Source organism: Mesorhizobium tianshanense, assembly GCF_007830515.1.
GTDB lineage: Bacteria > Pseudomonadota > Alphaproteobacteria > Rhizobiales > Rhizobiaceae > Mesorhizobium > Mesorhizobium tianshanense.
Map to the genome: position 1 here is coordinate 22,098 of NZ_VLKT01000040.1, position 22,221 is coordinate 44,318.

At 63.2% G+C, this 22,221-nt stretch carries 17 protein-coding genes and 1 pseudogene; 5 read left to right on the top strand and 13 right to left on the bottom strand.

Annotation, left to right across the window (positions count from 1 at the left end):
- Positions 1 to 5 precede the first annotated feature (5 nt).
- The 10 genes and pseudogenes from IQ26_RS26915 to IQ26_RS26960 form a co-directional block, all read right to left on the bottom strand.
- A complete protein-coding gene (locus IQ26_RS26915) occupies positions 6 to 950 on the bottom strand; it encodes an SPFH domain-containing protein (RefSeq protein WP_145721413.1) in 945 nt (314 codons plus the stop codon).
- Positions 951 to 1,201: 251 nt separating this feature from the next.
- Positions 1,202 to 2,254, bottom strand: coding sequence for a ferrochelatase (gene hemH, locus IQ26_RS26920; protein ID WP_145721414.1), 1,053 nt, complete (start codon positions 2,252 to 2,254; stop codon positions 1,202 to 1,204).
- Positions 2,255 to 2,383: 129 nt separating this feature from the next.
- On the bottom strand, positions 2,384 to 4,477 hold the full coding sequence (locus IQ26_RS26925; protein WP_145721415.1) for a bifunctional metallophosphatase/5'-nucleotidase: 2,094 nt from the start codon (positions 4,475 to 4,477) through the stop codon (positions 2,384 to 2,386).
- Between the two features lie 294 nt (positions 4,478 to 4,771).
- Entirely contained in the window at positions 4,772 to 5,146 is a 375-nt protein-coding gene (gene omp10, locus IQ26_RS26930; RefSeq protein ID WP_145721416.1) for an outer membrane lipoprotein Omp10, read from the bottom strand.
- Between the two features lie 96 nt (positions 5,147 to 5,242).
- The gene (locus tag IQ26_RS26935; RefSeq protein ID WP_145721417.1) at positions 5,243 to 6,688 is read right to left on the bottom strand and encodes a homospermidine synthase; all 1,446 of its coding nucleotides are present in this window, start codon (positions 6,686 to 6,688) and stop codon (positions 5,243 to 5,245) included.
- Between the two features lie 110 nt (positions 6,689 to 6,798).
- A pseudogene (locus IQ26_RS26940) lies at positions 6,799 to 7,739 on the bottom strand (heme-dependent oxidative N-demethylase family protein).
- Between the two features lie 55 nt (positions 7,740 to 7,794).
- Positions 7,795 to 8,457, bottom strand: coding sequence for an aminotransferase class IV family protein (locus IQ26_RS26945; protein WP_145721418.1), 663 nt, complete (start codon positions 8,455 to 8,457; stop codon positions 7,795 to 7,797).
- Positions 8,406 to 9,551 (bottom strand): aminodeoxychorismate synthase component I, encoded by a 1,146-nt coding sequence (locus IQ26_RS26950; RefSeq protein ID WP_145721419.1) that lies wholly within the window; start codon positions 9,549 to 9,551, stop codon positions 8,406 to 8,408. The genes IQ26_RS26945 and IQ26_RS26950 overlap by 52 nt, the downstream gene beginning before the upstream one ends.
- Before the next feature lie 173 nt (positions 9,552 to 9,724).
- Positions 9,725 to 10,525, bottom strand: coding sequence for a proton-conducting membrane transporter (locus IQ26_RS26955; protein ID WP_145721420.1), 801 nt, complete (start codon positions 10,523 to 10,525; stop codon positions 9,725 to 9,727).
- Positions 10,526 to 10,898: 373 nt separating this feature from the next.
- Positions 10,899 to 12,734 (bottom strand): M3 family oligoendopeptidase, encoded by a 1,836-nt coding sequence (locus tag IQ26_RS26960; RefSeq protein ID WP_162458083.1) that lies wholly within the window; start codon positions 12,732 to 12,734, stop codon positions 10,899 to 10,901.
- 183 nt (positions 12,735 to 12,917) lie between these two features.
- Between IQ26_RS26960 and IQ26_RS26965 the strand changes: the two genes are divergently transcribed.
- Both IQ26_RS26965 and mepK read left to right on the top strand, forming a co-directional pair.
- Positions 12,918 to 14,459, top strand: coding sequence for a sigma-54-dependent transcriptional regulator (locus IQ26_RS26965; protein ID WP_145721421.1), 1,542 nt, complete (start codon positions 12,918 to 12,920; stop codon positions 14,457 to 14,459).
- Between the two features lie 381 nt (positions 14,460 to 14,840).
- The gene (mepK, locus tag IQ26_RS26970) at positions 14,841 to 16,685 is read left to right on the top strand and encodes a peptidoglycan L,D-endopeptidase MepK (protein ID WP_145721422.1); all 1,845 of its coding nucleotides are present in this window, start codon (positions 14,841 to 14,843) and stop codon (positions 16,683 to 16,685) included.
- 113 nt (positions 16,686 to 16,798) lie between these two features.
- Here mepK and IQ26_RS26975 read toward each other — a convergent pair whose 3' ends face one another.
- Positions 16,799 to 17,437 carry a 2-dehydro-3-deoxy-phosphogluconate aldolase gene (locus tag IQ26_RS26975; RefSeq protein ID WP_145721423.1) on the bottom strand — a complete coding sequence of 213 codons (639 nt, stop codon included), beginning with the start codon at positions 17,435 to 17,437 and terminating at the stop codon, positions 16,799 to 16,801.
- 198 nt (positions 17,438 to 17,635) lie between these two features.
- Here IQ26_RS26975 and trhO point away from each other — a divergent pair, with 198 nt between their 5' ends.
- The 3 genes from trhO (at position 17,636) to IQ26_RS26990 (ending at position 20,508) form a co-directional block, all read left to right on the top strand.
- Complete coding sequence (gene trhO, locus IQ26_RS26980) at positions 17,636 to 18,559, top strand: oxygen-dependent tRNA uridine(34) hydroxylase TrhO (protein ID WP_145721424.1); 924 nt, start codon at positions 17,636 to 17,638, stop codon at positions 18,557 to 18,559.
- A gap of 139 nt (positions 18,560 to 18,698) precedes the next feature.
- Positions 18,699 to 19,463, top strand: a complete 765-nt coding sequence (locus tag IQ26_RS26985) for a tellurite resistance TerB family protein (RefSeq protein WP_145721425.1) — start codon at positions 18,699 to 18,701, stop codon at positions 19,461 to 19,463.
- A 289-nt stretch (positions 19,464 to 19,752) separates the two neighbouring features.
- Positions 19,753 to 20,508, top strand: coding sequence for an SDR family oxidoreductase (locus IQ26_RS26990; protein WP_145721426.1), 756 nt, complete (start codon positions 19,753 to 19,755; stop codon positions 20,506 to 20,508).
- 13 nt (positions 20,509 to 20,521) lie between these two features.
- Here IQ26_RS26990 and IQ26_RS26995 read toward each other — a convergent pair whose 3' ends face one another.
- Both IQ26_RS26995 and IQ26_RS27000 read right to left on the bottom strand, forming a co-directional pair.
- The gene (locus IQ26_RS26995; protein WP_145721427.1) at positions 20,522 to 20,902 is read right to left on the bottom strand and encodes a YciI family protein; all 381 of its coding nucleotides are present in this window, start codon (positions 20,900 to 20,902) and stop codon (positions 20,522 to 20,524) included.
- Between the two features lie 54 nt (positions 20,903 to 20,956).
- Positions 20,957 to 22,141, bottom strand: a complete 1,185-nt coding sequence (locus IQ26_RS27000; RefSeq protein ID WP_145721428.1) for a pyridoxal phosphate-dependent aminotransferase — start codon at positions 22,139 to 22,141, stop codon at positions 20,957 to 20,959.
- Positions 22,142 to 22,221: the final 80 nt, after the last annotated feature.

The following is a 22,221-nucleotide window of genomic DNA, read 5'->3' on the forward strand; positions in this document are numbered from 1 at the left end:
CGACCTCAGGTCTGGCTGGGGCGAACCACGGGCGGGCGTGAGGCTTGCCGTGCGGCAGCGCCTTCGCTCCCGAAGACTTCCTTGGCGATCTCGCCGATGCCGCCGAGCGTGCCGATCAGTGATGAAGCTTCCATCGGCATCAGCACGACCTTGCTGTTCGTGGCGGAGCCGATCCTGGTCAGCGCTTCGGTGTATTTCAGCGCGACGAAGTAGTTGAGCGCCTGCACGTCGCCCTTGGAGATCGCCTCCGACACCACCTGCGTGGCGCGGGCCTCGGCCTCGGCGGAGCGTTCGCGCGCCTCGGCGTCGCGAAAGGCGGCTTCCTTGCGGCCCTCGGCTTCCAGGATCTGCGACTGCTTGAGGCCTTCGGCGTCGAGGATCTGCGCGCGCTTGTTGCGTTCGGCCATCATCTGGCGACCCATCGATTCGACAAGATTGGCCGGCGGGTTGATGTCCTTGATCTCGACGCGGGTGATCTTGATGCCCCAGGGATGCGCCGCCTCGTCGACGACGCGCAGCAGACGCTCGTTGATGGCGTCGCGGTTTGACAAAAGCTCGTCGAGGTCCATCGAGCCCATCACGGTGCGGATGTTGGTCATCGTCAAATTGAGGATGGCGTTCTCGAGACCGGCGACCTGGTAGGCGGCCTGCGCGGCGTTGAGCACCTGGTAGAAGGCGACGCCGTCGACGCCGACGGTGGCGTTGTCGCGGGTGATGATCTCCTGGGTCGGGACGTCGAGCACCTGCTCCATCATGTTCAACCGGGCGCCGATGCGGTCGACGAACGGCACGATGAGGTTGAGGCCGGGGCTCAATGTCCTGGTGTAACGACCAAAGCGTTCGACGGTATGATTGTAGCCTTGCGGGATCGTCCGGATGCCCTTGAAAAGCACGAGCACGACAAGAGCGGCAAGAACAACAAGCGCGATATCGAAACCACTGAAATCCATTTGGCTCTCCCTCAGATGCCGGCCACATTGGAGCGACGGGCGTATACTGGACGTACAAAGTACGCTCCTACTCTTTATACCTGCACATCGTGTTCCCCGAAAATCGATTCCGACTTTCGGGCCGATGCGGTAGACGTTTCAACGCAACCGACTTCACCAAACACTTAAGTGTGTTTCAGAAATGTTACAATCAGGTGATTGTGGATTGTCGTGCGTAGACAGCCGGCTAGCGGCGCTTGATTATGACCGCTTCAGATCCAGCCCGAAAGTTCGCGCCGCACCATCGCCTGGATCACCGCCATGCCCTCGGCACTGTCGTTGAGGCAAGGGATGTGCGCGAACTTCTCGCCGCCGGCATGATGGAAGGTCTCGGCCGCCTCCCTGCCGATCTCGTCCAGCGTCTCGATGCAGTCGACAGAAAAGCCCGGATTGACGATGGCGATCGATCTCACGCCTTCCCCGGCCAATTTCTCGACCGTCTTGTCGGTGTAGGGCTGCAGCCACTCCTGCGCCCCGAAGCGCGACTGGAACGTGGTGATCAGCTTCTTCTCGTCCCAGCCGAGCTTTTCGCGCAGCAGCCGGGTCGTCTCCAGGCAATGGGCCTGATAGGGGTCGCCCTTGTCGGAATAGGGTTTCGGAATGCCGTGATAGGAGGCGATGACCACCTCCGGTTCGAAATCGAGGGTCGCCAGGTGGCGCTCGATCGAACGTGCAAGCGCCTCGATATAAACCGGTTCGGCATAGTAGGGTGGCACGCTGCGGATCGCCGGTGCACGCCGCATCTTCATCAGCGCGCGAAACAACTGGTCGTTGGCGGTCGCGGTCGTGGTCGCGGAATATTGCGGATAGAGCGGAAAGGAAAGAATGCGGTCGCAGCCTTGCGCGACCAGCCCTTTGGCCACGCTCTCGGTCGACGGATTGCCGTAACGCATCGCCCAGTCGACGACGACGTTGGGCAGGTCGCGCAGCGCCTCGGCGAGTTTTTCGCCCTGGGTGCGGGTGTAGGTGCGCAGCGGCGACTCGTTGCGCTGCCGGTTCCATATCCTGGCATAGTTGGCGCCGGACTTCTTCGGCCGCGTGGTGAGAACCAGCCCATAGAGGATTGGATACCAGATCGCCTTGTTGAGCTCGATGACGCGCGGATCGGACAGGAATTCCCTGAGATAGCGCCACATCGGCTTGAATTCGGTGCCGTCGGGCGTGCCGAGATTGATCAGCAAGACGCCGATCCTGCCCGCCCCGGCCGGCGGCTGTCCTGGCGGCAGCGGGCCGAGGGCCTTCGCGGCTTTGGGATCGAGGGTCATAGCGGTTCTCCGGACATCGCGCGAAACTAGCGATGCCGCGCCTGTTTTCAATGCAGCGTCTGGCCGCACCTTGAAAAAGCTGCACCCGTCCGTTTCTCGGGCGGGTGCTCTCAAATTCCGGCTGCCGGACTAATTCGCGTCGGGCGGTATGGTCAAGGTTGCGCCGATGGGCAGCCGGCGTGGCTTATAATCCTTGTTGGCGTCGGAGATCATTTTCCACTTGGCGCCATCGCGGTAGGCTTTTGCCGCCAGATCCCAATAGGTGTCGCCGGCAACGACCACGTGGCTGCTTCCGGCCGGCGTCATCGCCTCGGCAGGTTCGGCCGGTTCGGGCGCTGCCTCTGCGGGCTTGGCCGTTTCGGTGGCCGCAGGCGCCGTCTCGGCTGGTTTTGCGGGCTCGGCAGGTGGCGGCGTTGCCGGGGCGGGTTCCGCCGGGACGGTCGGCGGTGTCGTGGCGATGTCGCCCGAACCCGTCGGCAGTTCGGGCATCACCGGCTCCGCGATTGCGGCTGGAGCCGTCTCGGCCGGCTTTGCCGGCTCGGCCGGGGCAGGCGCAGCCTCGGTCGGCTTTGCCGGTTCCTGGGCCGGTTCCGCGGCCGGAGCTGCCGGTTCCGCCGCGATCTCGGTTATGCGGCCATCGAGCTTCGGCGTGTAGGGCCGATGCGCGCCGAGATAATCGGCGACCACCTGTTCGAGGCCCGGACCGTAATCATAGGCGTTCTTGGCCTTCTCGGCGAAGATATTGTAGCCGTCGCCGCCCTGGCGCACATAGTTGTTGGTGGCGACCAGGTAATCCTTGTCCGGTTTGATGGAGGTCCACGCGCCACCTTCCATGACCTCGACCGACTTGACGCGCCCGGCATTCGGGGCAACCGATCTGTCGAATGCGTATTTCAGGCCGGCAACCTGCGGAAAGCGTCCCGCGCCGTCCTCGATCTGGCTAAGACCGCTTTCGAGCGCGGCCACCAGATCCTTGCCGGAAATCTGGAAGGTAGCCAGTGTGTTCTGGAACGGCAGTACGGTCAGCACCTCGCCCATGGTGATAGTGCCCTGGTCGATCGAGGCGCGCAGCCCGCCGCCATTCGAGATGACGATCTCGACACCCTGACCCTTGACGCGATCGAGGACGGCGTCCGAGACGAGATTGCCCATCTCGCACTCGCGGGTGCGGCAATTCTCGCGGCTGCCGTCGATCGTCTTGGTGGCTTCGGCGACTTCCTTGTTCTTCAACGCCTCGATCGGTGCGCCGAGCTCCTTGATCCGGGCAAGCACGGCAGGATCCGGGGTGATCGACTTGTCGAGATAGATCGGGTCGCCGCTGGCTTGCTTGACGATGCCGTCGTCGTCGAACACGACCTTGAACTCACCGAGATATTTCGAATAGGAGGCCGCCTGGACGACCGGCACCTGGTAGCCGTCCGGATTGTCGACCATCGTCGGGTAGGGGCCTTCCGCCTTGGGGTCGGTGTTGGACAGCAGCGAATGGCTGTGACCGCCGACCACCACGTCGACACCCGGAATCTTGGCGATGACGTCGCGCTCGCGCTTATAACCGATATGGGTGACCGCGATGATCTTGTTGACGCCTTCTCCCTTCAGCCTCTCGACCTCGGCTGTGATCGACTTGACGTCGTCCTCGATCGTGACGTTAGGGCCTGGCGAGGCGAGCTCCGGCGTGTCGTTGGTGACCGCGCCGATGATGCCGATCTTCTGGCCGCCGACCTCGACCACGATCGACGGTTTCACGCGGTCACCGAGCTTGGATTGCGCGTCTGCCTTAACATTGGCGCCGAGCACCGGAAACTGGATCATGTCCAGGAACGGCGCCAGCGCCGCTTCGCCATCGTCGAACTCGTGATTGCCGAGCTCCATGGCATCGAATTTCATCTGGTTGAGGAATTCGCCTTCGGTCTTGCCCTTGTAGGTCGTGTAGAAGAGCGAACCCTGGAAATTGTCGCCGGCGCTGAGCAGCAGCACGTTCTGGCCTTCCAGCTTCTTGCGCTCCTGGGCGATCGCCGTTATCAGCCGCGCCGCGCCGCCGATGCACTCGCCCTTGGTCTCCTCTTCGGCCGAGCAGGTCGATTCATATTTGTTGTTGCTTTCGATGCGGCTGTGCCAGTCGTTGATGTGCAGTATGCTCAGCGTGTAGTCGGCAAAGGACACGCCGGCCGACAGGCCAAGCGCGGACGCCGACAGGGCGGCAATGGCGGCGATCTTCTTCATCTTCGTCTCCCCGATGACCTGAGTACAGCGCCGCGCACCATTTAGGACACGCAAAGGACGCTGTGCCAATTTTGATTTTGCGCATGATCCCCAGCGAAAATCGATTCCGATTTTCGGGTCATGCGCAGAGGTGTTTAACCCCTCTGCTTGACTGGAGCATAACAGCCAGCTTTTTGTCCATGCTCACATCGCGTGTCGGCTCATGCAAGCGGAATCGGGGTCAGCTTTGCCGGCGCAAAAAAGGCACGGCGGTCTTTAAGCCGCCGTGCCTTGCGAAAGCGGTTCAGTATCGGCTCAGGTGCGTCGCGTCAGGACAAAGTTCTGCCCGCTCGCGCTGGTGCAGTTGAGCTGGCTGGTGGATACTAGCAGGCAGTTGAAGCTGATCGGCGTCTGGCGGATCAGCGAGGTGCCATGGATCTCGACCGAAGTAGCGCCTGTCATGGTGTAGCTGCCGTCGGAAAGTTTCTGGCCGGTGTCGGTGGCGACGGTGTTGAAGCTGCCGGCAGCGAAGGTCGACAGGCCCGTGCCTTGCGCGTCGATCCACGAGCCTTCGACCGCGTTCCGCGTGGCCACTGGCGGCCCGCCCGGGCCGGCGGTGGTACACGCCGCCAGGACGACGGCAGTGGTCGCGGCAATGCCGGCCGAAAGCAATTTGCGCGCAATCGTCATCATCAAAATCCTCTTATCGGTCCGCCCCCCTTCAATCGCCCGATTTCCGGGCGATTGCAAGACAGCGAGATATAACGATCGAACGAGGATGTTGCACTATCGAACGAGGATGTTGCGGAATTGCCATGGGTCGTTTTTGTCGAGGTCTTCCGGGAACAGACCCGGGCGACTGTCGAGCGGCGTCCAGTCAGTGTAGTGGCCCCTGACCGGCCCGAGATAGGGGCTCTGCACGTCCAGGCAGCGCTTATAGTCCATCTCGTCTGTCTCGACGATGCCGGCCTCGGGATTTTCCAGCGCCCAGACCATGCCGGCCAGCACCGCCGACGTGACCTGCAGGCCGGTGGCGTTCTGATAGGGTGCCAGCTTGCGCGCTTCCGCCAGCGACAGTTGCGAGCCGTACCAGTAGGCGTTCTTGTCATGGCCGTAGAGCAGCACACCGAGCTCGTCGACACCGTCGACCAGTTCGTTTTCATCGAGCACGTGATGCACGGGTTGCGCCTTGCCGGCGGCGCCGAACATCTCGTGAAGCGACAGCACGGCGTCGTTGCAGGGATGATAGGCGTAGTGACAGGTCGGGCGGTATTGAACCTTGCCCTTCTTGCCACGCAGGGTGAAGAAGTCGGCGATCGAAATCGACTCGTTGTGCGTCACCAGGAAGCCGTATTGCGGTCCGGGCGTCGGGCACCAGCTGCGCACACGCGTGTTGGCGCCCGGCTGCTCCAGAAAGATCGCGGCCTTCGAGCCATGCTTGTGCTTCTTGGCGTTCTTCGGCATCCAGGTCTCATGCGTACCCCAGCCGAGCTCGGCCGGCTGCAGGCCCTCCGAGATGAAGCCTTCGACCGACCAGGTGTTCCAGAACACGTCCATCGGCTTCGGCTTCTTGGTGCGCTGTGTGTCGCGCTCGGCGATGTGGATGCCCTTGACGCCGGCCTTGTTCATCAGCTTGGCCCAGCCCTCGCGATCGTGCTGGGCCGGTTCGGAAAACTCCAGCCCGAGGTCGGTGGCGAGATTGACCAGCGCCTGCTTGACGAACCACGAGACCATGCCTGGATTGGCCCCGCAGGTGGAGATTGCGGTCGCCCCGCCGGGGTGCGCGTGCTTTTCTTCGATCATGGATTCGCGTAGCGCGTAATTGGTGCGGCTGGCATTGTCGGCCTTGGTGTCGAAATAGAAGCCGAGCCATGGCTCTACGACGGTGTCGATGTAAAGCACACCCAGCTTGCGACAGAGCCGCATCAAATCCACCGAACCGGTGTCGACGGAAAGGTTGACGCAAAAGCCCTGGCCGCCACCCTTGGTCAGCAGCGGCGTCAAAAGTTTCTTGTAGTTCTTCCTGGTCACCGCATCCTGCATGAAGGTGATGCCGCGCTCGTCGAGCAGCCTGCGGTCGGTATCGAGTGGATCGATGACCGTCATGCGCGACTTGTCGAACTTGAAATGGCGCTCGATCAGCGGCAGCGTTCCCCGTCCGATCGAACCGAAGCCGATCATCACGACAGGGCCGGTGATCTCACCGTAAACGGGCCAGTTTTCATTCGCCATTTTATCGAACACTCCTCAAAACAGGCTGGAAAGCCGGGCATTCTCGCCGGACGGCCAAGCGCTACAACCACAGATCATTGTCACAAACCAGCGAAAAGCGCCAACCGCGGCTACGCTGCGTTGGCCATTTGGTTAAGGAAGGCGACCAGCCGATCACGGTCGGCGGTCATGCCCTTGTAGTCGAGTTGGGCAAGGTCGAGCGCCAGCAGTTGCTCGGCGAAAGACGCGGCTAGCGTTGCCCGCTCGGGATGGCGCGCCAGCACATTGAGCGGGTCGAGATGGACACGGATCGTGAACAGGATGTCACGCGAGACGGGAAGTTTCCTCAGCGTCTGCCGTTCGACGCGGATGAACGCTTGGGCGTCGATGTCGCCGTCCGGAAATCTGGATGGGCGGTTGGTGGCGCGGTCGATGCGCTCAAGGTCTGAGAGCGGATGGTAGAGCGCGTCGCCCGACTGGATCGACCAATTGTAGCGCTCGACGGCCTGGCCCTGGAGACCGTCGAACACGCGATTGATGAGGTCGGTCGGGCGCGTGCCTGGGCCGAAGCCCGCACCGGCGCATGAATCTCCTGCAGCGGTCTGCCGAATTTTTCGATCAGCGACCACGACGAGGGAAAGCACAGCGAGCCGGCGACAAGACGCCAGCCATTTTCGTCGCGGCGCATCAGGATCAGATCCTCGTGGACAAGCAATGAGGCTGCGACAAGCGGGGCATCGTTGAACCCGCCGGCAGTATCGGCACCATCAATGCTGCCTTTGGCGCCGGTCACCTCGATCCCTGCACAGGCAGGCCGGTAGGTTTCGGGAAATTTCGCCACAAGATGCGCGCCGAGCAGATCGAGCACTTCGCGCTGGGCCTCACGCGTGCCGTCCTCCTCGATGAAGATCCTGTCGGGGATTTCCGCATAGAGCCGCCGTTTCTCGGGGAGATAGGTCAGCAGATGCCCGTCGATCTCGATCCATTCATCGAGGTCGAGCGGCTTCAGCCCGATGGCGAAGGGTTTTGATGAGCCGTCATAGGGCGTGTGGGTCGGCTGTCGGGAACGCATGTTTGTCTAGTGGTCCACTCCGGCGACTATCGTCCGGTGCCTTTTCGGTTGCGTTTCAGCCCAGCCGTGCCGGGATCAATCCGCGTAGCGAATTGCCGACGAACAGCGCTTTGGCCGACTTCAAATCGTCCAAGGTGTAGATTGCTTCGCGGGCGTGGCCTTCATCCAGCAATTCGCCGCGCAATACGCCAGGCAGCAGGCCGCAATCGAGCCGCGGCGTGGCCAGCGCGCCGTCTCCGAAATCGGCGAAGAGATTGGTGATCGTGCCCTCACAGATTTCGCCACGCTCGTTGGCCAGCAGCACCTCGTCGGCCCGGCTGATCAGATATTCGGCTCGCGCCCGCTGATAGATGTCCCGGCGACTCGTCTTGTGGCGCAACAGCGTGTCGCTCGAATCGAGCCGCACCCGCGCCAGTTGCAGCCTCCACACCTTGTCGGCTGCGTGCGGCTCATAAGGCAGCGCCGTGGCCGTCACCTTGCCGCTGCGCGACAGGACGAGGCGTGTGCGCAAGGCGATATCGGGCCGGTCGACGGCGTTCCTGAGCGTCTCGCCGACCTTCTGCGGATCGTAGGCAAAACCCAGTTCTGCTGCCGAGCCATAAAGGCGTGCAAGATGGCGGTCGAAACGAAGGAAGCCCTGGCCCGGCTCCCAGCGCATGGTTTCGATCAGCTCGAAATCGGCGGTGTTCCCGTCGCGTAGCGCGCTTTCAGCAGGCACTCCTGATACTCCTCCTCGGCCGTCGAATCGAAGACGACGCCGCCGCCGACATTGTAGACTGCCTCGCCACTGGAAAAGAGCGAGATGGTGCGGATCGCCACCGAAAAGCGCATCGTACCGCCGGGCGCGATCCAGCCGATGGCGCCGCAATAGACGTCGCGCGGCGTGGTTTCCAGATCGTGCAGGATTTCCATGGCGCGGATTTTCGGGGCGCCGGTGATCGATCCGCATGGGAACAGCGCAGCGAAGATCTGGCGGATGGTGAGGTCGGGCAAGAGCCTGGCCCGCACGCGGCTCACCATCTGGTGGACGGTCGGGTAGCTCTCGATGCGGAAAAGCTCCGGCACTTCCAGCGTGCCGACCTCGCTGATCAGCGAGATGTCGTTGCGCAGGAGATCGACGATCATCCGGTTCTCGGCCTGGTTCTTCTCGTCATTGAGCAAGAATGCCTTCAGCCGCTCGTCCTCCGCCTTGGTCGCGCCGCGCGGGGCGGTGCCCTTCATCGGATGCGTTTCGATCATGCCTTCGGCATCGATCTCGAAGAACAGTTCCGGCGAACGCGACAAAACGACCGGATCGCCGAGCGCGATCAGCGCACCGTATTTCACCGGCTGGCGCTCGGTCAGCGCGTCGAAGGCGGCCAACGGATCGCCCGACCATCTTGCATGAACCGGAAAGGTCAGATTGCCCTGATAGCAATCACCCTTGCGAATGTGATTGTGGAGCCGCGCAAAGCGTTCTGCGTACTCTTCTGAAGACCAGGCAGCCCTTGCGTCGAAGATCGGGCCGTTGGTCGCCGGCGCGTTGCCGCGCATGACCGCTTGTTCGACAGGCGCGTCGAAGATCCCCAGGCAGACAAGCGGGGCGCGGCGTCCGCCCGGCAGCAGCGGAACGAGTTTAGGCTCGAGCAGGTAGCCGGCCTCGTAGGAGAAATATCCGGCCAGCCATTTGCCGGCATCATGGGCGGCCTGCGCGATTTCCAGCGCCGGCAGGAAATCCTCCGCCTCATGCGCCACGATGATGCCGGCCGGACGGTCGAAAACGAGCTGATGCGCGCGCTCGTCATTGCGGAAAATTGCAGAGGGCAGGGACATGGGACTCGGATGCTGCGATCGATGGCGCCAGCTATCGCTCTATATGGGGGCTCGATCGCGCGCAATCGAGAGAGCGGCGCCTCAAGGCGCAAAGGCTGACCTGGTCGAAAAGCAAACTGGCGGCACCTCGAGGGCACCGCCAGTCTGTCATGTGCTCGGTGCCGGCAGGCAATTCAGGTGTTGCTCGCGGTCCCCGCGGTCGGGAAGCGGCGCGTGAATTCCTTCTCGTCGCCGGCGGCAAGCAGTTTTGCCTGCTCGATCCAGTGTTCACGCTCGATGCGGCCGTCGAACTCGAGAACGTCTTCGATCCGCTTGATATCCGCCGCTGTCCAGGCGGCGATCTGCGCGTAGGTTCTGACTCCAAGCCCGTGCAGCTTCCGCTCGTTGACCGGGCCGATGCCGATCAAGCGACGCAGACTGTCGGCTTTATCAGCTGCCGCCGCTGTTGCCTTGCCTGCGGCGGCTTTCTTTGCCGCCGGCGCGGCCTTCTTGGCTGTGGCGCTCGTTTTCGACGCAGCCGCTTTCGATGCACTTGCCCTTGGCGCGGCTGCCGCCGTGACGGCCGCCGGTTTCTTGGGCGCGGTCTTGGCCGGCGTGGACTTGCCCGACCCAGTCTTGGCAGGCGTGGACTTGGCAGGCGTGGACTTGGCAGGCGTGGACTTGGCCGGCTCGGTCTTGGCCGGCGAGGATGTCGACATCAATGCCGACGGTGCCGGGATTGCTGCCTTTGTCGCGCCGGCCTTGGCGCCTTGCGCCTCGCCCAGCTGGCGCTCCAGGTCGGCGCGGGCGCCGCGGCATACATCCAGCTCACCGGTCAGGCGGTCGGCGTCGGCGCGCAACCTGTCGCGCTCGCCGCGCGTGCGGTCCATGTCACCGCGCAAGCTGTCGAGCTCGCCACGCAGGCGTCCCCAGATGAACCAGCCAACCAACACACCTACCAGGAACGCCAGGAGCATGTAGAAAAAAGTGCCCATTGTCTCTCTCCAGTCCGATCCATCCGCCGTGGCCTGGAGTGGTGACCTTGGCACAAGGACCATTCAATGGTGGCTCCGCTGTTCGCGGAACAGCCGGCTTAAATCGAGCTGTCGGCGGTCGGCTTTCCCTGCCATGGCCAACGGCCGCTGTCGCATTCGCCGAAGTGTCGTGACCGGCCTGAGATTTTTTCCTGGCCTGAGCCGCACGCCCCGACTGTGCTTGAGGCGGGACGCTATCATACAGCTTCCGGAAAGCTAACGGAAAAATTCCAGGGAGAGTTATTCAAGAACAATATTTAAGTGAGGATAGAACGGCCTCAATATGCATTGCGGCTAAACTGTTCTGTTGGCCCGGGACGGTCAGCACTGTGCATCAATTGTCCAGCGCTTCGAGCTCGTCGATCAGACCGCCGATCACGCCAAGCCCGATCTGCCAGAAGGCAGGGTCGGTGGCATCTAGGCCAAAGGGCGCCAGGAGCTCGGAATGATGCTTGGTGCCGCCCGCGCGCAGCATCGCAAAATATTTCTCCTGAAAGCCACGCTCGGCATTCTGATAGACCGCATAGAGCGAATTCACCAGGCAGTCGCCGAAAGCATAGGCGTAGACGTAGAAGGGCGAATGGATGAAGTGTGGAATATAGGTCCAGAAGACCTCGTAACCCTCGCGCAGCTTGATCGCCGGCCCAAGGCTTTCCGCCTGCACCTCCAGCCAGAACTGGCCAAGCTTGTCGGATGTCAACTCGCCGTTCTTGCGCTCGGCATGCACCTTGCGTTCGAATTCGTAGAAGGCGATCTGGCGCACAACCGTGTTGATCATGTCCTCAACCTTCTGGGCGAGCATGGCCTTGCGCTCGCGCTTGTCAGTGGTCTGGTCCAGCAGCGAGCGAAAGGTCAGCATCTCGCCGAAGACGGACGCCGTCTCGGCCAGCGTCAGCGGCGTCGAAGCCATCAGCGCGCCCTGGCCTGCAGCCAGGACCTGATGCACGCCATGGCCAAGCTCATGCGCCAGCGTCATCACGTCGCGCGGCTTGCCCATGTAGTTGAGCAGAACATAGGGATGCGCCGACGGCACGGTCGGATGCGCGAAGGCGCCTGGCGACTTGCCGGGCCTGACAGGCGCATCGATCCAGTTGCGGTCGAAGAAAACCTGGGCGATTTCCGCCATGTCAGGCGAAAAGCGCCGATAGGCGGAAAGCACCGTGTTCTTGGCCTCGTCCCAACCGATGATCGCTTGCGGGGTATCTGGCAACGGCGCATTGCGGTCCCAGTGGTTCATCACCTCCATGCCGAGCCAGCGCGCTTTCATCTGGTAGTAGCGGTGCGACAGGCGCGGATAGGCGTCGCGAACGGCCGAGGCCAGCGCATCCACCACGCTGCGCTCAACGCGATTGGCGAGATGGCGCGAATCGGCGATGTCCTCGAAGCCGCGCCAGCGGTCGGAAATCTCCTTGTCCTTGGCCAGCGTGTTGGTGACCAGCGTGAAGGTGCGCAGATTCTTGCGGAAGGTTGCGGCCAGTGCTTCGGAGGCCCGGCGGCGCACCTCGCCATCGGCGTGCTGGAGGCGGTTCAGCGCCGGCTCCAGGGTCAGCTCCTCGCCATCGACGTCGAAGCGCAGATCGGTCATCGTCTCGTCGAACAGGCGGTTCCAGGCGCCGCGTCCGGTAATAGACTTCTCGTGGAAAAGCTGCTCGACCCGGTCCTCGAGCTGGTACGGTTTGTCCTTGCGCAGATCGAGCACCCAGGGCCGGTAGTGGGCGAAGGCGGGATCGGCAGCAAGCGCGGTCTCGATCGCGGCATCGTCGATGAGGTTCAGTTCCAGCGCGAAGAAAAGAAGATGCGCGCTTGCGTCGGTCATCTTCTCCTGAATGTCGCCATAGAGCTTGGCGCGCTGCGGATCCGTCGTGTTGCCGGCATAGACCAGCCCGGCATAAGAGACGATCCGGCCGATCAGTTCTTCCAGCGCCTCATAGGCGGCAAGCGCCTCGCCCAGCCTGCCGCCGTCGCCGCGCGCCGCCTCGGCGGCGAGCGTGCCTTTCCAGCGGCTCTCGAAGCTGGTGGCACCGGTCGCCGCCTTGGCGATGTCGCGCTTCAGTTCGGGGGCGTCCATGCCCGCATAGAGATCGGCGAGGTTCCATTCCGGAAGGTTGCCAAGCTCCGCCGGACCGGACGATGCCGCCGCCGCAAGCTGCCGACCAAAAACCATGCGCATTGCCATATCTTCCAGAACCAAGATTCGAGGGGCCAAAATTCGAGGGGAATCAGAGGCCGGTCAAATGCTAAGGAATTCGTTCACCGGGTTTTTTGAAACCTTGTTTAGAACCCTGTGCCAAGATGATCCATAGAGCAGGTTTTCCCAAGGCGGCCAAAATGGGCGGGCATCGTTGAACCAGTCATGACAGGTTCCATACTCATAGTCGATGACGATCCCGTGCAGCGCAGGCTGCTAGAGGCGGCGGTGACGAAATTCGGCCACAGCGCGATTGTCACGGATGGCGGCGAGGCTGGTCTTGATGTTCTCGACGGGCCCAATGCGAGCGACGTCTCGGTGATCATCCTCGACCTGGTCATGCCGGGCCTCGACGGCATCGGCGTGCTGAAGGCGATGCGCGAGCGCGGTATCCATGTTCCGGTCATCGTGCAGACCGCCCAGGGTGGCATCGAGACCGTCGTTTCGGCCATGCGTCACGGCGCCTTCGATTTCGTCGTCAAGCCGGCTTCTCCCGACAGGCTGCAGGCGTCGATCGGCAATGCGCTCAAGGTCGAGGCGGTCGAGGGCGAAGTGAAGCGCACGTCGCGGCGTCGCGGCGGCAATCTGACCTTCAAGGACATGATCACGCACAGTCCGGCGATGGACCGGGTGATCCGTCTCGGCCAGAAGGCGGCCGCGTCCAACATCCCGATCCTTATCGAGGGCGAATCCGGCGTCGGCAAGGAGTTGGTGGCGCGCGCCATCCAGGGCAGCGGCGACCGTCGTTCAAAACCCTTCGTTACCGTCAATTGCGGCGCCATTCCCGACAATCTGGTCGAATCGATCCTGTTCGGCCACGAGAAGGGCTCGTTCACCGGCGCCACCGACAAACACACGGGCAAGTTCGTCGAGGCGCATTCGGGCACGCTCTTCCTCGACGAGATCGGCGATCTGCCGCTCGACGTGCAGGTCAAGCTGTTGCGCGCCGTACAGGACGGTGAGGTCGATCCGGTCGGCGGGCGTTCGACCGTCAGGGTCGACATCAGGCTGATCTCGGCGACACACCGCAATCTTCTGCAGCAGGTCAAGGACGGCAAGTTCCGCGAGGATCTGTTCTATCGGCTGAACGTCTATCCGATCTTCGTGCCGCCGCTGCGCGATCGTCGCGACGATATCCCGTATTTGGTCGAGCACTTCATGGAGAAGGTCTCGCCCACCGATACACGTCACCGTCTGCACGGCATTTCGGCCGCGGCGCTCGCCATGCTGCAGGCCTATGACTGGCCGGGAAACATCCGGCAGCTGGAAAATGCCGTCTTCCGGGCCTCGGTGCTTTGCGAGGGCGACGTGCTGACCGAGGAGGAGTTTCCGCAGATCCGGGCGCAGGTCGAGGGCACTGTCAATCTCGATGCGCATGGCGCGTTGCCACATCCCGCCTTGCCTTTGGCCGTCGAGCCGCGTGGAGGGGACACGGCGGCCGATGACGGCATCGCTGCGGCCGAGCTCGATTCGCCGGCCAGGCCGCAGCCCCGCTTCGGTACGCTGCGGGCGCTCGACGAACGCGGCAATGTACGCGCGCTGGCCGATGTCGAACTCGAAATGATCAAGCTCGCCATCGACCATTACAACGGCCAGATGAGCGAAGTCGCCCGCCGCCTCGGCATCGGCCGTTCCACGCTTTACAGGAAGCTCAAGGAGTATGGCATCGACCCGGAAACAGGCCGTGTCGACCGGCTCGCTTCCTGACGAGGCAAGGTCCGGCCAGCTTGCCAGTTTGGCATCAGGACAGATTGACAGTCATCGATGGGGCGTGACGCGTGCCGGGGCGAGGCATTTGCGGCAGTGTTCACGCATTGAGGCGTCCGGTAACAGATCGTGTTGCGGGCAAAGGCCGAAACATGATCTAAACCAGCAGTTTACCAAGAAACCCTGCGTAATATTTTTGACGGGATATCGCCACGGTGTTACCGCATTTCGGCTTCAATAAGCGATGATTAACCATTAGGATCGATATTCGGGTGTGAACACCACCGCATCCGTTTGGTCAAATCCGGGGACAAACGGCAGCCTGCAAGGCCTTTTGATTTGAACAAAGTCGAACGACACACAGACGTGCGGCACTATCACATGAGCGTCTGGCCGAGATGGCTGGCAGCGGTGATTCTCGCCTTTGGCTTCCTTGCAGCGGCTGCGACCGGCGCCAGCGCCCAGTCACGCTCACTGAAACTCTACAACCTCCACACGAAGGAGAAGGCGGAAATCGTCTTCAAGCGCGGCGGCCGCTACGACCAGGCCGGTCTGAAAAAGATCAATGTCTTGCTGCGCGACTGGCGCCGCAACGAGCCGACCAAGATGGATCCGCGCCTGCTGGACCTGGTCTGGGAGGCTTATCGGCAGAGCGGCTCCAGAGACTATATCCAGGTCGTGTGCGGTTATCGCTCGCCGTCAACGAACTCGATGCTGCGCGGCCGCAGCAGGGGCGTCGCCAAGAAAAGCCAGCATATGCTCGGCAAAGCCATGGACTTCTACATTCCCGGCGTGCCGCTTAAGAAACTGCGCGACATCGGCCTCAAGATGCAGGGCGGTGGCGTCGGTTACTATCCTTCGTCCGGCTCGCCCTTCGTCCACATGGATGTCGGCAATGTGCGCCACTGGCCGGGTATCAGCCGCCGGGAACTGGCGCGCGTGTTCCCCGATGGCAAGACGCTGCATGTGCCGAGCGACGGCAAGCCGCTGCCCGGCTATTCGCAGGCGCTCGCCTCCTACAAGGCGCGCAAGGGCGCCGGCACTCCCGCCATCGAACTGGCCAGCGCAGGTGGCGGTTCCAAGAAATCCGGCGGTCTGTTGGCGGCTTTCTTCGGCGGCGGTGAAGACGAGGCGGACGACAGCGCCGATGTTGCAGCCGCGCCAACGCCGAAGTCAAAGAACGTGAAGATGGCGAGCGCGAAACCGACGCCGGCCGCCAAGAGCAGCCAGCTCCCGGGCATTGCCATCGTGTCGCCTCAGGATGCGAAGCGCGCCGAGATTCCGCAAATCGCCGATGCGCCTGCTCCGGAACCGGAGGAGGACACGCCGGAAACGATCATCGCCGCGCTGCCGGCGCGCAGCGTTCCGTTGCCTGATTTCGCCCCGCGTCCGAAGACCGACGTCGGCGCCCAGCCGCCCGAAAACGTGCCGTTCGGCGTGGCGGATGCCACCGCCACCACCGAACAGGCTGTGGCGACCGCGCAAGCGCCGGCAGGCGTTCCCTTCGGCATAGCCGACCCGTCCGTTGCCACCGGTCCGACGCAGGTTGCCGCCACCAACATTCCATTGCCGACCTGGCGTCCCGATCACTCGCTGCCGGCCGACATTGCAGCGGCCGACCTTGCGCCGCAGGACAAGGATGTGCTTTTGGCGCTGGCTGATACGGCCGGGCATGGCGAGACCGCTACCGATGCATTCTCGGTGCTGCCGTCGGCGCGGCCTGACTTGACGCCGACTGACCAGGTCCAGCCCGACGAGGTCAAGGCCGTCCTCGAGCGGGTCAGCGCAACCGACGGATACCAGGTCGCTTCGCTCTCCCAGCCGAGCTCGATCTCCATCGATCCGGCGAACGTCGATGCCGCATCGCCGCGCAAGGCTGTCTTTTCCCGCCCGGCCGGCTCCGATCCGGCCGCAGCGATCGGGGCGGGTGTGAAGACCACCCGCAAGGAAGCCAGGGCAACCGCCCGTGATCTGAAGCCCGGTCCAAAGGCCGTGGTGATCCCCGCCGAGCCGCAGGCTGCGCGCTGGGCGCTGAACAGCGGCGAGGAGGTCGCCACCGTTTCCAGCGCAACGACGGCGCCGCGCTATGCCTACAACATCGTGCACACGCCGCCGAGCGAGGTCTACACCGCGGGCTTCCAGCCGGACGATCAGTCGGCCGACGCCAACCGATTCACCGGCAATGCCGTCAAGTTCCTGTCGGTCGCCCGCTTCCAGACCAAATAGCGGATCGACCGAGCAATACAAAGCCGCGCCGGGCAGCCCGCGCGGCTTTTTGTTGTCCGCAGAAAAGAACGTCGGCGATACCGCCAATCTCCCGCTAGTGAGAGAGATTGGCTCTACCGCCCGAGCTTGCTCGCCGCGCGCGCCAAGGCTTCGATTTCGTCCCACTTGCCGGCCTTGACCAGGTCGTCCGGCGCCACCCAGGAGCCGCCGACGCAGATGACGTTCGGCAGGCTCAGATAGTCGGCGGCGTTCTTGCCGGTGATGCCGCCGGTCGGGCAGAATTGCACATCGGCGAGCGGCGAGGCGAATGCCTTGAGCGAGGCGATGCCGCCCGACTGTTCGGCCGGGAAGAACTTCAGGAAACGCAAGCCTGCCTCGCGGGCGGCCATGATCTCGCCGGGCGTGATGGCGCCAGGCAGCAACGGCACGTCGCTGTCCTTCGCCGCCGCCAGAAGCTCGCGGGTGATGCCGGGGCTGACGATGAACTTCGAGCCGGCTGCCGCCGCCGCGCCGAACTGGCGGGCGTCCAGAATGGTGCCGGCGCCGACGATGGCGTCCTCGACTTCGCTTGCCACGAGCCGGATCGCCTCCAGCGCGTCGGCGGTCCGCAGCGTGATCTCGATCGCCGGCAGGCCGCCGCGCGCCAGCGCGCGCGCCAGCGGCACGGCGTCGGCGACATTGGCGATCTTCAGCACCGGGATGACCGGCTGGCCGTTAAGCAGCGACAGGAGTTTTTGGGTCTTGGCTGACATTCGCTCTGTCTCTCCGGCTGGGCACTGGGGCAGTTCAACCGATTAGCAGAAGGCTGTTTTTCTGTCCACGAAGGCAAGCGTGTCGCGATGTCACGCACTGCCAGCGGTTCCGTCAGCCCGGCCTTCAAGGCCATCAAAGAGAGGCTCTTACTCGCCCTGCCTTGAATCGGCTTTCGTGAGCGTTTAGTGGCTTCAACGATGACACTGCCCAATCAACCTTTCCGCGTCGCCGCGCTCTACAGGTTTGCCCGGCTCGACGACTTCGAGGCGTTGCGTACCCCGCTCGCCGCCTTCTGCTGCGGACGCGGTATCAAAGGCACGCTGCTTCTGGCGCATGAGGGCATCAACGGCACGGTCGCCGGCAGCGAAGCGGCGGTCGCCGCGCTTATTGATCATCTCGAATCCATCGAAGGTCTCGCCGGTCTCGAGGTCAAATACAGCAGCGCCGCGCAGATGCCGTTCCATCGCATGAAGGTGCGGCTGAAGCGCGAGATTGTCACCATGGGCGTCGCGGATCTCGATCCGGCGGCGAGCGCCGGCACCTATGTCGCGCCGGTCGACTGGAACGCACTGATCTCGGATGCGGACACTGTCGTCATCGACACGCGCAACGCCTACGAAGTGTCGATCGGCACCTTCAAGGGCGCGGTCGATCCCGCCACGACGAGCTTTCGCGAATTCCCGGCCTGGGTCGAGCAGCACCGAGCCGATCTGGTCGGCCGGAAGGTGGCCATGTTCTGCACCGGCGGCATACGCTGCGAGAAAGCAACGGCCTATGTGAAGTCACTCGGCTTCGAGGATGTGTTCCATCTCAAGGGCGGCATACTGAAATATCTCGAAGAGGTGCCCGCCGAACAGAGCCTCTGGCAGGGCGAGTGCTTCGTCTTCGACGAGCGCGTCTCGGTGTCGCACGGCCTCGCTGAGGGTGAGGCCGAACTGTGCCGCGCCTGCCGGCATCCGCTGACCGGGCAGGACCGGCTGTCGCCGAAATATGCTGCCGGCGTCTCGTGCCCGCACTGCTTCGACGCCCGTTCAGACGAGGATCGCGCGCGCTACGCCGAGCGCCAGCGCCAGGTCGAGCTTGCGCAGGCGCAAGGCAGGGGCCCGCATATCGGCCGTTAGGACACGGCAGGTCCTGACATCACTTCGTTCTGCCATCATTGGCAAAGCCCGTCATTGTAATGTCAATATGCGGGCCCTACGTCTTCGACGTCCGAAACCTAACCCGGCACGTTCGACCGGGCCAATTCTGGAGGCATTGATGTTCGATCCCAAGAAGCTCCTCGACGATCTGCTCGGCTCGCAAATCCCCGGAACGGGGTCGACCGTCCGCGACAAAGGGGGTCAGGCGGTGCAGATGGCCAAGGACAACCCGCTGGCGGCCGGTGCGCTGGCCGCGGTGCTGCTTGGAACCGGCGCTGGCCGTCAAGTCACCGGCACTGCGGTGAAGCTCGGCGGCCTGGCCGTGATCGGCGGCCTCGCCTACAAGGCCTACCAGAATTACAAGAACGGCAACGCGCCTGCGGAGACGCCCGCAGCCGGCGAACCGGAATTGCTGCCGCCGCCCGCCGATACCAGCTTCCACCCCTCGCAGGCGCCGCAAGGCGAGGATGAATTCACGCTGACGCTGGTGCGGGCGATGATTTCGGCGGCGAAGGCGGATGGCCATATCGACGACGACGAGCGGCAAAAGATCGCCGGCAAGCTCAGCGTCGCGGGCATCGGCACCGACGCGGAGAAATTCCTGATGTCGGAGCTGGAAACGCCGCTCGACCTGGATACGCTGGTCGCCGGCGCCCAAAGCGACGCGCAGAAGCTCGAACTCTATACCGCCTCGCGCCTCACCATCGATCCGGATACGCGTGCCGAACGCGGCTATCTCGACCTGCTCGCCGGCCGGCTCGGCCTGCCGGACGCGCTGGTCGACCATGTCGAGGCGACAGTGTCGGCGGCAAAGGTGCCGGCGTCAGGGGTGCCGGCGTCAGGCAAGGCAACCGGCAACGCCGCCGCCAATTCGCGCCGGTAGGCTTCAGTTCGGAGAGCGGGAATCCGGCGTCCTTTTGCGTTAACGTCTCATTTACCCAGGAAGCGCATGATTCTAGACAGTCGGATCGGCTTTCCTCCTCCCAAGCCTGGTTCGGATCGGGGCGGCCGCCAATGGCCGCCCTTTTTGTCGGAACTGGCTGGCGCATAACCCGAAATCGGAATCGATTTTTTGAAGGGATCATGCGCAAAATCAATTTGCTCAAAAATCGAGGTGCAGTAGCGTCCTTTGCGCGTCCTAAACGGGCACGCGGCGCTGTAAGAGGACAGTCATGACAGATTACAGAACCGCCATCGTCACCGGCGCCGGTACAGGTGTCGGCAAAAGCGTCGCCACGGCGCTGCTCAAGGCTGGCTGGAACACTGTGTTCTGTGGACGCCGCAAGCCGGTTCTGGACAAGGCGATCGCCGAGGCCGGATCGACGGAAGCCAAGGCATTGGCGGTCGCCTGCGACATCAGCAAGGCCGACCAGGTCGACGACCTGTTCGAGACGGTGGCGGCGGCTTTCGGCCGTGTCGATCTGCTCTTCAACAATGCCGGCATGGGCTACAAGTCGACATTGATCGACGAGATCCCGGTCGAGGCATGGAACGACATTGTCGGGGTCAATCTCACCGGCTCGTTCCTGTGCGCCCGCGCCGCCTTCGGTGCCATGCGCAGGCAGCAGCCGATGGGCGGCCGCATCATCAACAACGGCTCTGTGTCGGCTTACGCGCCGCGGCCGGGCTCGGTGCCCTATACCGCGACAAAGCATGCAATTACCGGGCTGACCAAGACGCTGGCGCTGGACGGCCGGCCCTATGACATAGCCTGCGGCCAGATCGACATCGGCAACGCTTTGACCGACATGGCGCAGGCGATGACGGTCGGAGTGCCGCAGGCCAATGGGTCCATCGCCGCCGAAGCGGTGATGGACGTTCAGCGCGTCGCCGATGCCGTCGTCCATATGGCCAGCCTGCCGCTTGACGCCAATGTGCTGTTCATGACCGTGATGGCGACAAAGATGCCGTTCGTTGGACGAGGGTGAGGGGCCGGCCTCATTAGGATGGTGTGACCGGAAACGGCACGCCGGGAAGATACAGCGAAATGGGACGGATTTCGTAAACGGCGGTCGGATTGACGCGGCGAAGGTCGCGTGCAATCGCGATCGCGGCATCCCGCGTGGCGCAGTCGACGACGTAGAGACCCAACAATTGCTCCTTGGTCTCGGCGAAGGGTCCGTCAATGACCATTCCGGCGCCCGGCCCGCGCAAGGTACACGCGTCTTGTGTCGCCCCGAGCCGCGCCGCCGGCCCAAGGGTGCGTTCACGGTAGAGCCGTTCGTTGATCTGGAGCAGGTCCGTCATCAGCGCTGCATCCTCTTCCGGCGTCAACGCCGCGACCGCTTCTTCCACGTGATAGGCGAGGATGGCATAAAACATCTGATGTCACCTTTCTTCGGTCGTGAATTCTGTCGCCGTCGACAGCGAGCTGCCTCACTTGCCCAGAAACGCCTCGATCCGCTCCAGCGCGCGCAGGATGTTCTCTTCGGAATTGGCGTAGGACAGCCTGATGTAGCCTTCGCCGAGAATGCCGAAATCGGGTCCGCCGATCAGCGCCACGCCGGTGTCCTCGAGCAGGGCGGACGCCAGTTTCTTGGCCTTCCAGCCAGTTCTGGAGACGTTGGGGAAGGCATAGAACGCGCCCTTCGGCGTGACGCAGGAAACGCCGGGCAAAGCGTTCAGCCCCTCGACCACGACCTTTCTGCGGCGGTCGAAGGCGCGCATCATCTTGGCGACGTCGTCCTGCGGGCCGTCGATGGCGGCGATGCCGGCATACTGGCTCGGCGCGTTGACGCAGGACCAGCAATTGACCGCCAGCTTGCGCACCTTGTCGTAGAGGTGGGCGCTCTTGTCGCCGTTCGGCCAGATCGACCAGCCCATGCGCCAGCCGGTCATCGCCCAGGTCTTCGACCAGCCGTTGAGGATGATCAGCCGGTCGCGGATTTCGGGAAAGTTGAGCAGCGAGCAATGCGTCTCGCCGTCGTAGGTCATCACGTCGTAGATCTCGTCGGAGAGGATGGCTACGTCCGGGTGCGCTTCCAGCCCTTTGACCAGCTTCTCGATCTCGGCGCGGGGGGTGACTCCGCCGGTCGGGTTGGCCGGCGAGTTGAGGATGAGCAGCCGGGTCTTCGGCGTGATCAGCGCCAGCGTCTCTTCAGCCGAGAAGGCAAAGCCGTTCTCCTCGCGCATCGGCACCGGCACCGGAGCAGCACCGGTGAACTCGATCATCGAGCGATAGATGGGAAAGCCGGGATCGGGATAGAGGATCTCCGCGCCCGGTTCGCCGAACATCAGGATCGCGGCGAACATGGTCGGCTTGCCGCCGGGCAGGATCATCACCGCCTCGGGTGACACCTCCACGCCCGTGGTGGTCAGCGTGCGGCGCACCACCGCTTCGCGTGTCGCCAGCAGGCCGTTGGCCGGCGTGTAGCCGTGGTGGCCGTCGCGCAGCGCCTTGATCGCCGCCTCGACGATGTGCTGCGGCGTCTTGAAGTCGGGCTGGCCGATGCCGAGATTGACGATATCGCGGCCCTGATGAGCAAGTGCGGTGGCACGAGCCAGCACCGCGAAGGCATTTTCCTCGCCGAGACGATCGAAGGCCGAAATCGTGTGGAGCATTTTTCCCGTCCGTGTGGTTCTTTCACCGAGCGAGCGTTTTTGTGAGCGTCCTTTCGCAAAAGTCAAACGGATTGGAGCTT

What these genes read in the sequence shown, in the direction of transcription:
- trhO (WP_145721424.1), top strand. Translation starts at nt 17,636, where the DNA reads ATGACACTGCCCAATCAACCTTTCCGCGTCGCCGCGCTCTACAGGTTT.
- IQ26_RS26960 (WP_162458083.1), bottom strand. Translation starts at nt 12,734, where the DNA reads ATGCGCATGGTTTTTGGTCGGCAGCTTGCGGCGGCGGCATCGTCCGGT.
- mepK (WP_145721422.1), top strand. Translation starts at nt 14,841, where the DNA reads ATGAGCGTCTGGCCGAGATGGCTGGCAGCGGTGATTCTCGCCTTTGGC.
- IQ26_RS26990 (WP_145721426.1), top strand. Translation starts at nt 19,753, where the DNA reads ATGACAGATTACAGAACCGCCATCGTCACCGGCGCCGGTACAGGTGTC.
- IQ26_RS26995 (WP_145721427.1), bottom strand. Translation starts at nt 20,902, where the DNA reads ATGTTTTATGCCATCCTCGCCTATCACGTGGAAGAAGCGGTCGCGGCG.
- IQ26_RS26985 (WP_145721425.1), top strand. Translation starts at nt 18,699, where the DNA reads ATGTTCGATCCCAAGAAGCTCCTCGACGATCTGCTCGGCTCGCAAATC.
- IQ26_RS26935 (WP_145721417.1), bottom strand. Translation starts at nt 6,688, where the DNA reads ATGGCGAATGAAAACTGGCCCGTTTACGGTGAGATCACCGGCCCTGTC.
- omp10 (WP_145721416.1), bottom strand. Translation starts at nt 5,146, where the DNA reads ATGACGATTGCGCGCAAATTGCTTTCGGCCGGCATTGCCGCGACCACT.
- IQ26_RS26965 (WP_145721421.1), top strand. Translation starts at nt 12,918, where the DNA reads ATGACAGGTTCCATACTCATAGTCGATGACGATCCCGTGCAGCGCAGG.
- IQ26_RS26975 (WP_145721423.1), bottom strand. Translation starts at nt 17,437, where the DNA reads ATGTCAGCCAAGACCCAAAAACTCCTGTCGCTGCTTAACGGCCAGCCG.
- IQ26_RS26925 (WP_145721415.1), bottom strand. Translation starts at nt 4,477, where the DNA reads ATGAAGAAGATCGCCGCCATTGCCGCCCTGTCGGCGTCCGCGCTTGGC.
- IQ26_RS26950 (WP_145721419.1), bottom strand. Translation starts at nt 9,551, where the DNA reads ATGTCCCTGCCCTCTGCAATTTTCCGCAATGACGAGCGCGCGCATCAG.
- IQ26_RS26915 (WP_145721413.1), bottom strand. Translation starts at nt 950, where the DNA reads ATGGATTTCAGTGGTTTCGATATCGCGCTTGTTGTTCTTGCCGCTCTT.
- IQ26_RS26955 (WP_145721420.1), bottom strand. Translation starts at nt 10,525, where the DNA reads ATGGGCACTTTTTTCTACATGCTCCTGGCGTTCCTGGTAGGTGTGTTG.
- hemH (WP_145721414.1), bottom strand. Translation starts at nt 2,254, where the DNA reads ATGACCCTCGATCCCAAAGCCGCGAAGGCCCTCGGCCCGCTGCCGCCA.
- IQ26_RS27000 (WP_145721428.1), bottom strand. Translation starts at nt 22,141, where the DNA reads ATGCTCCACACGATTTCGGCCTTCGATCGTCTCGGCGAGGAAAATGCC.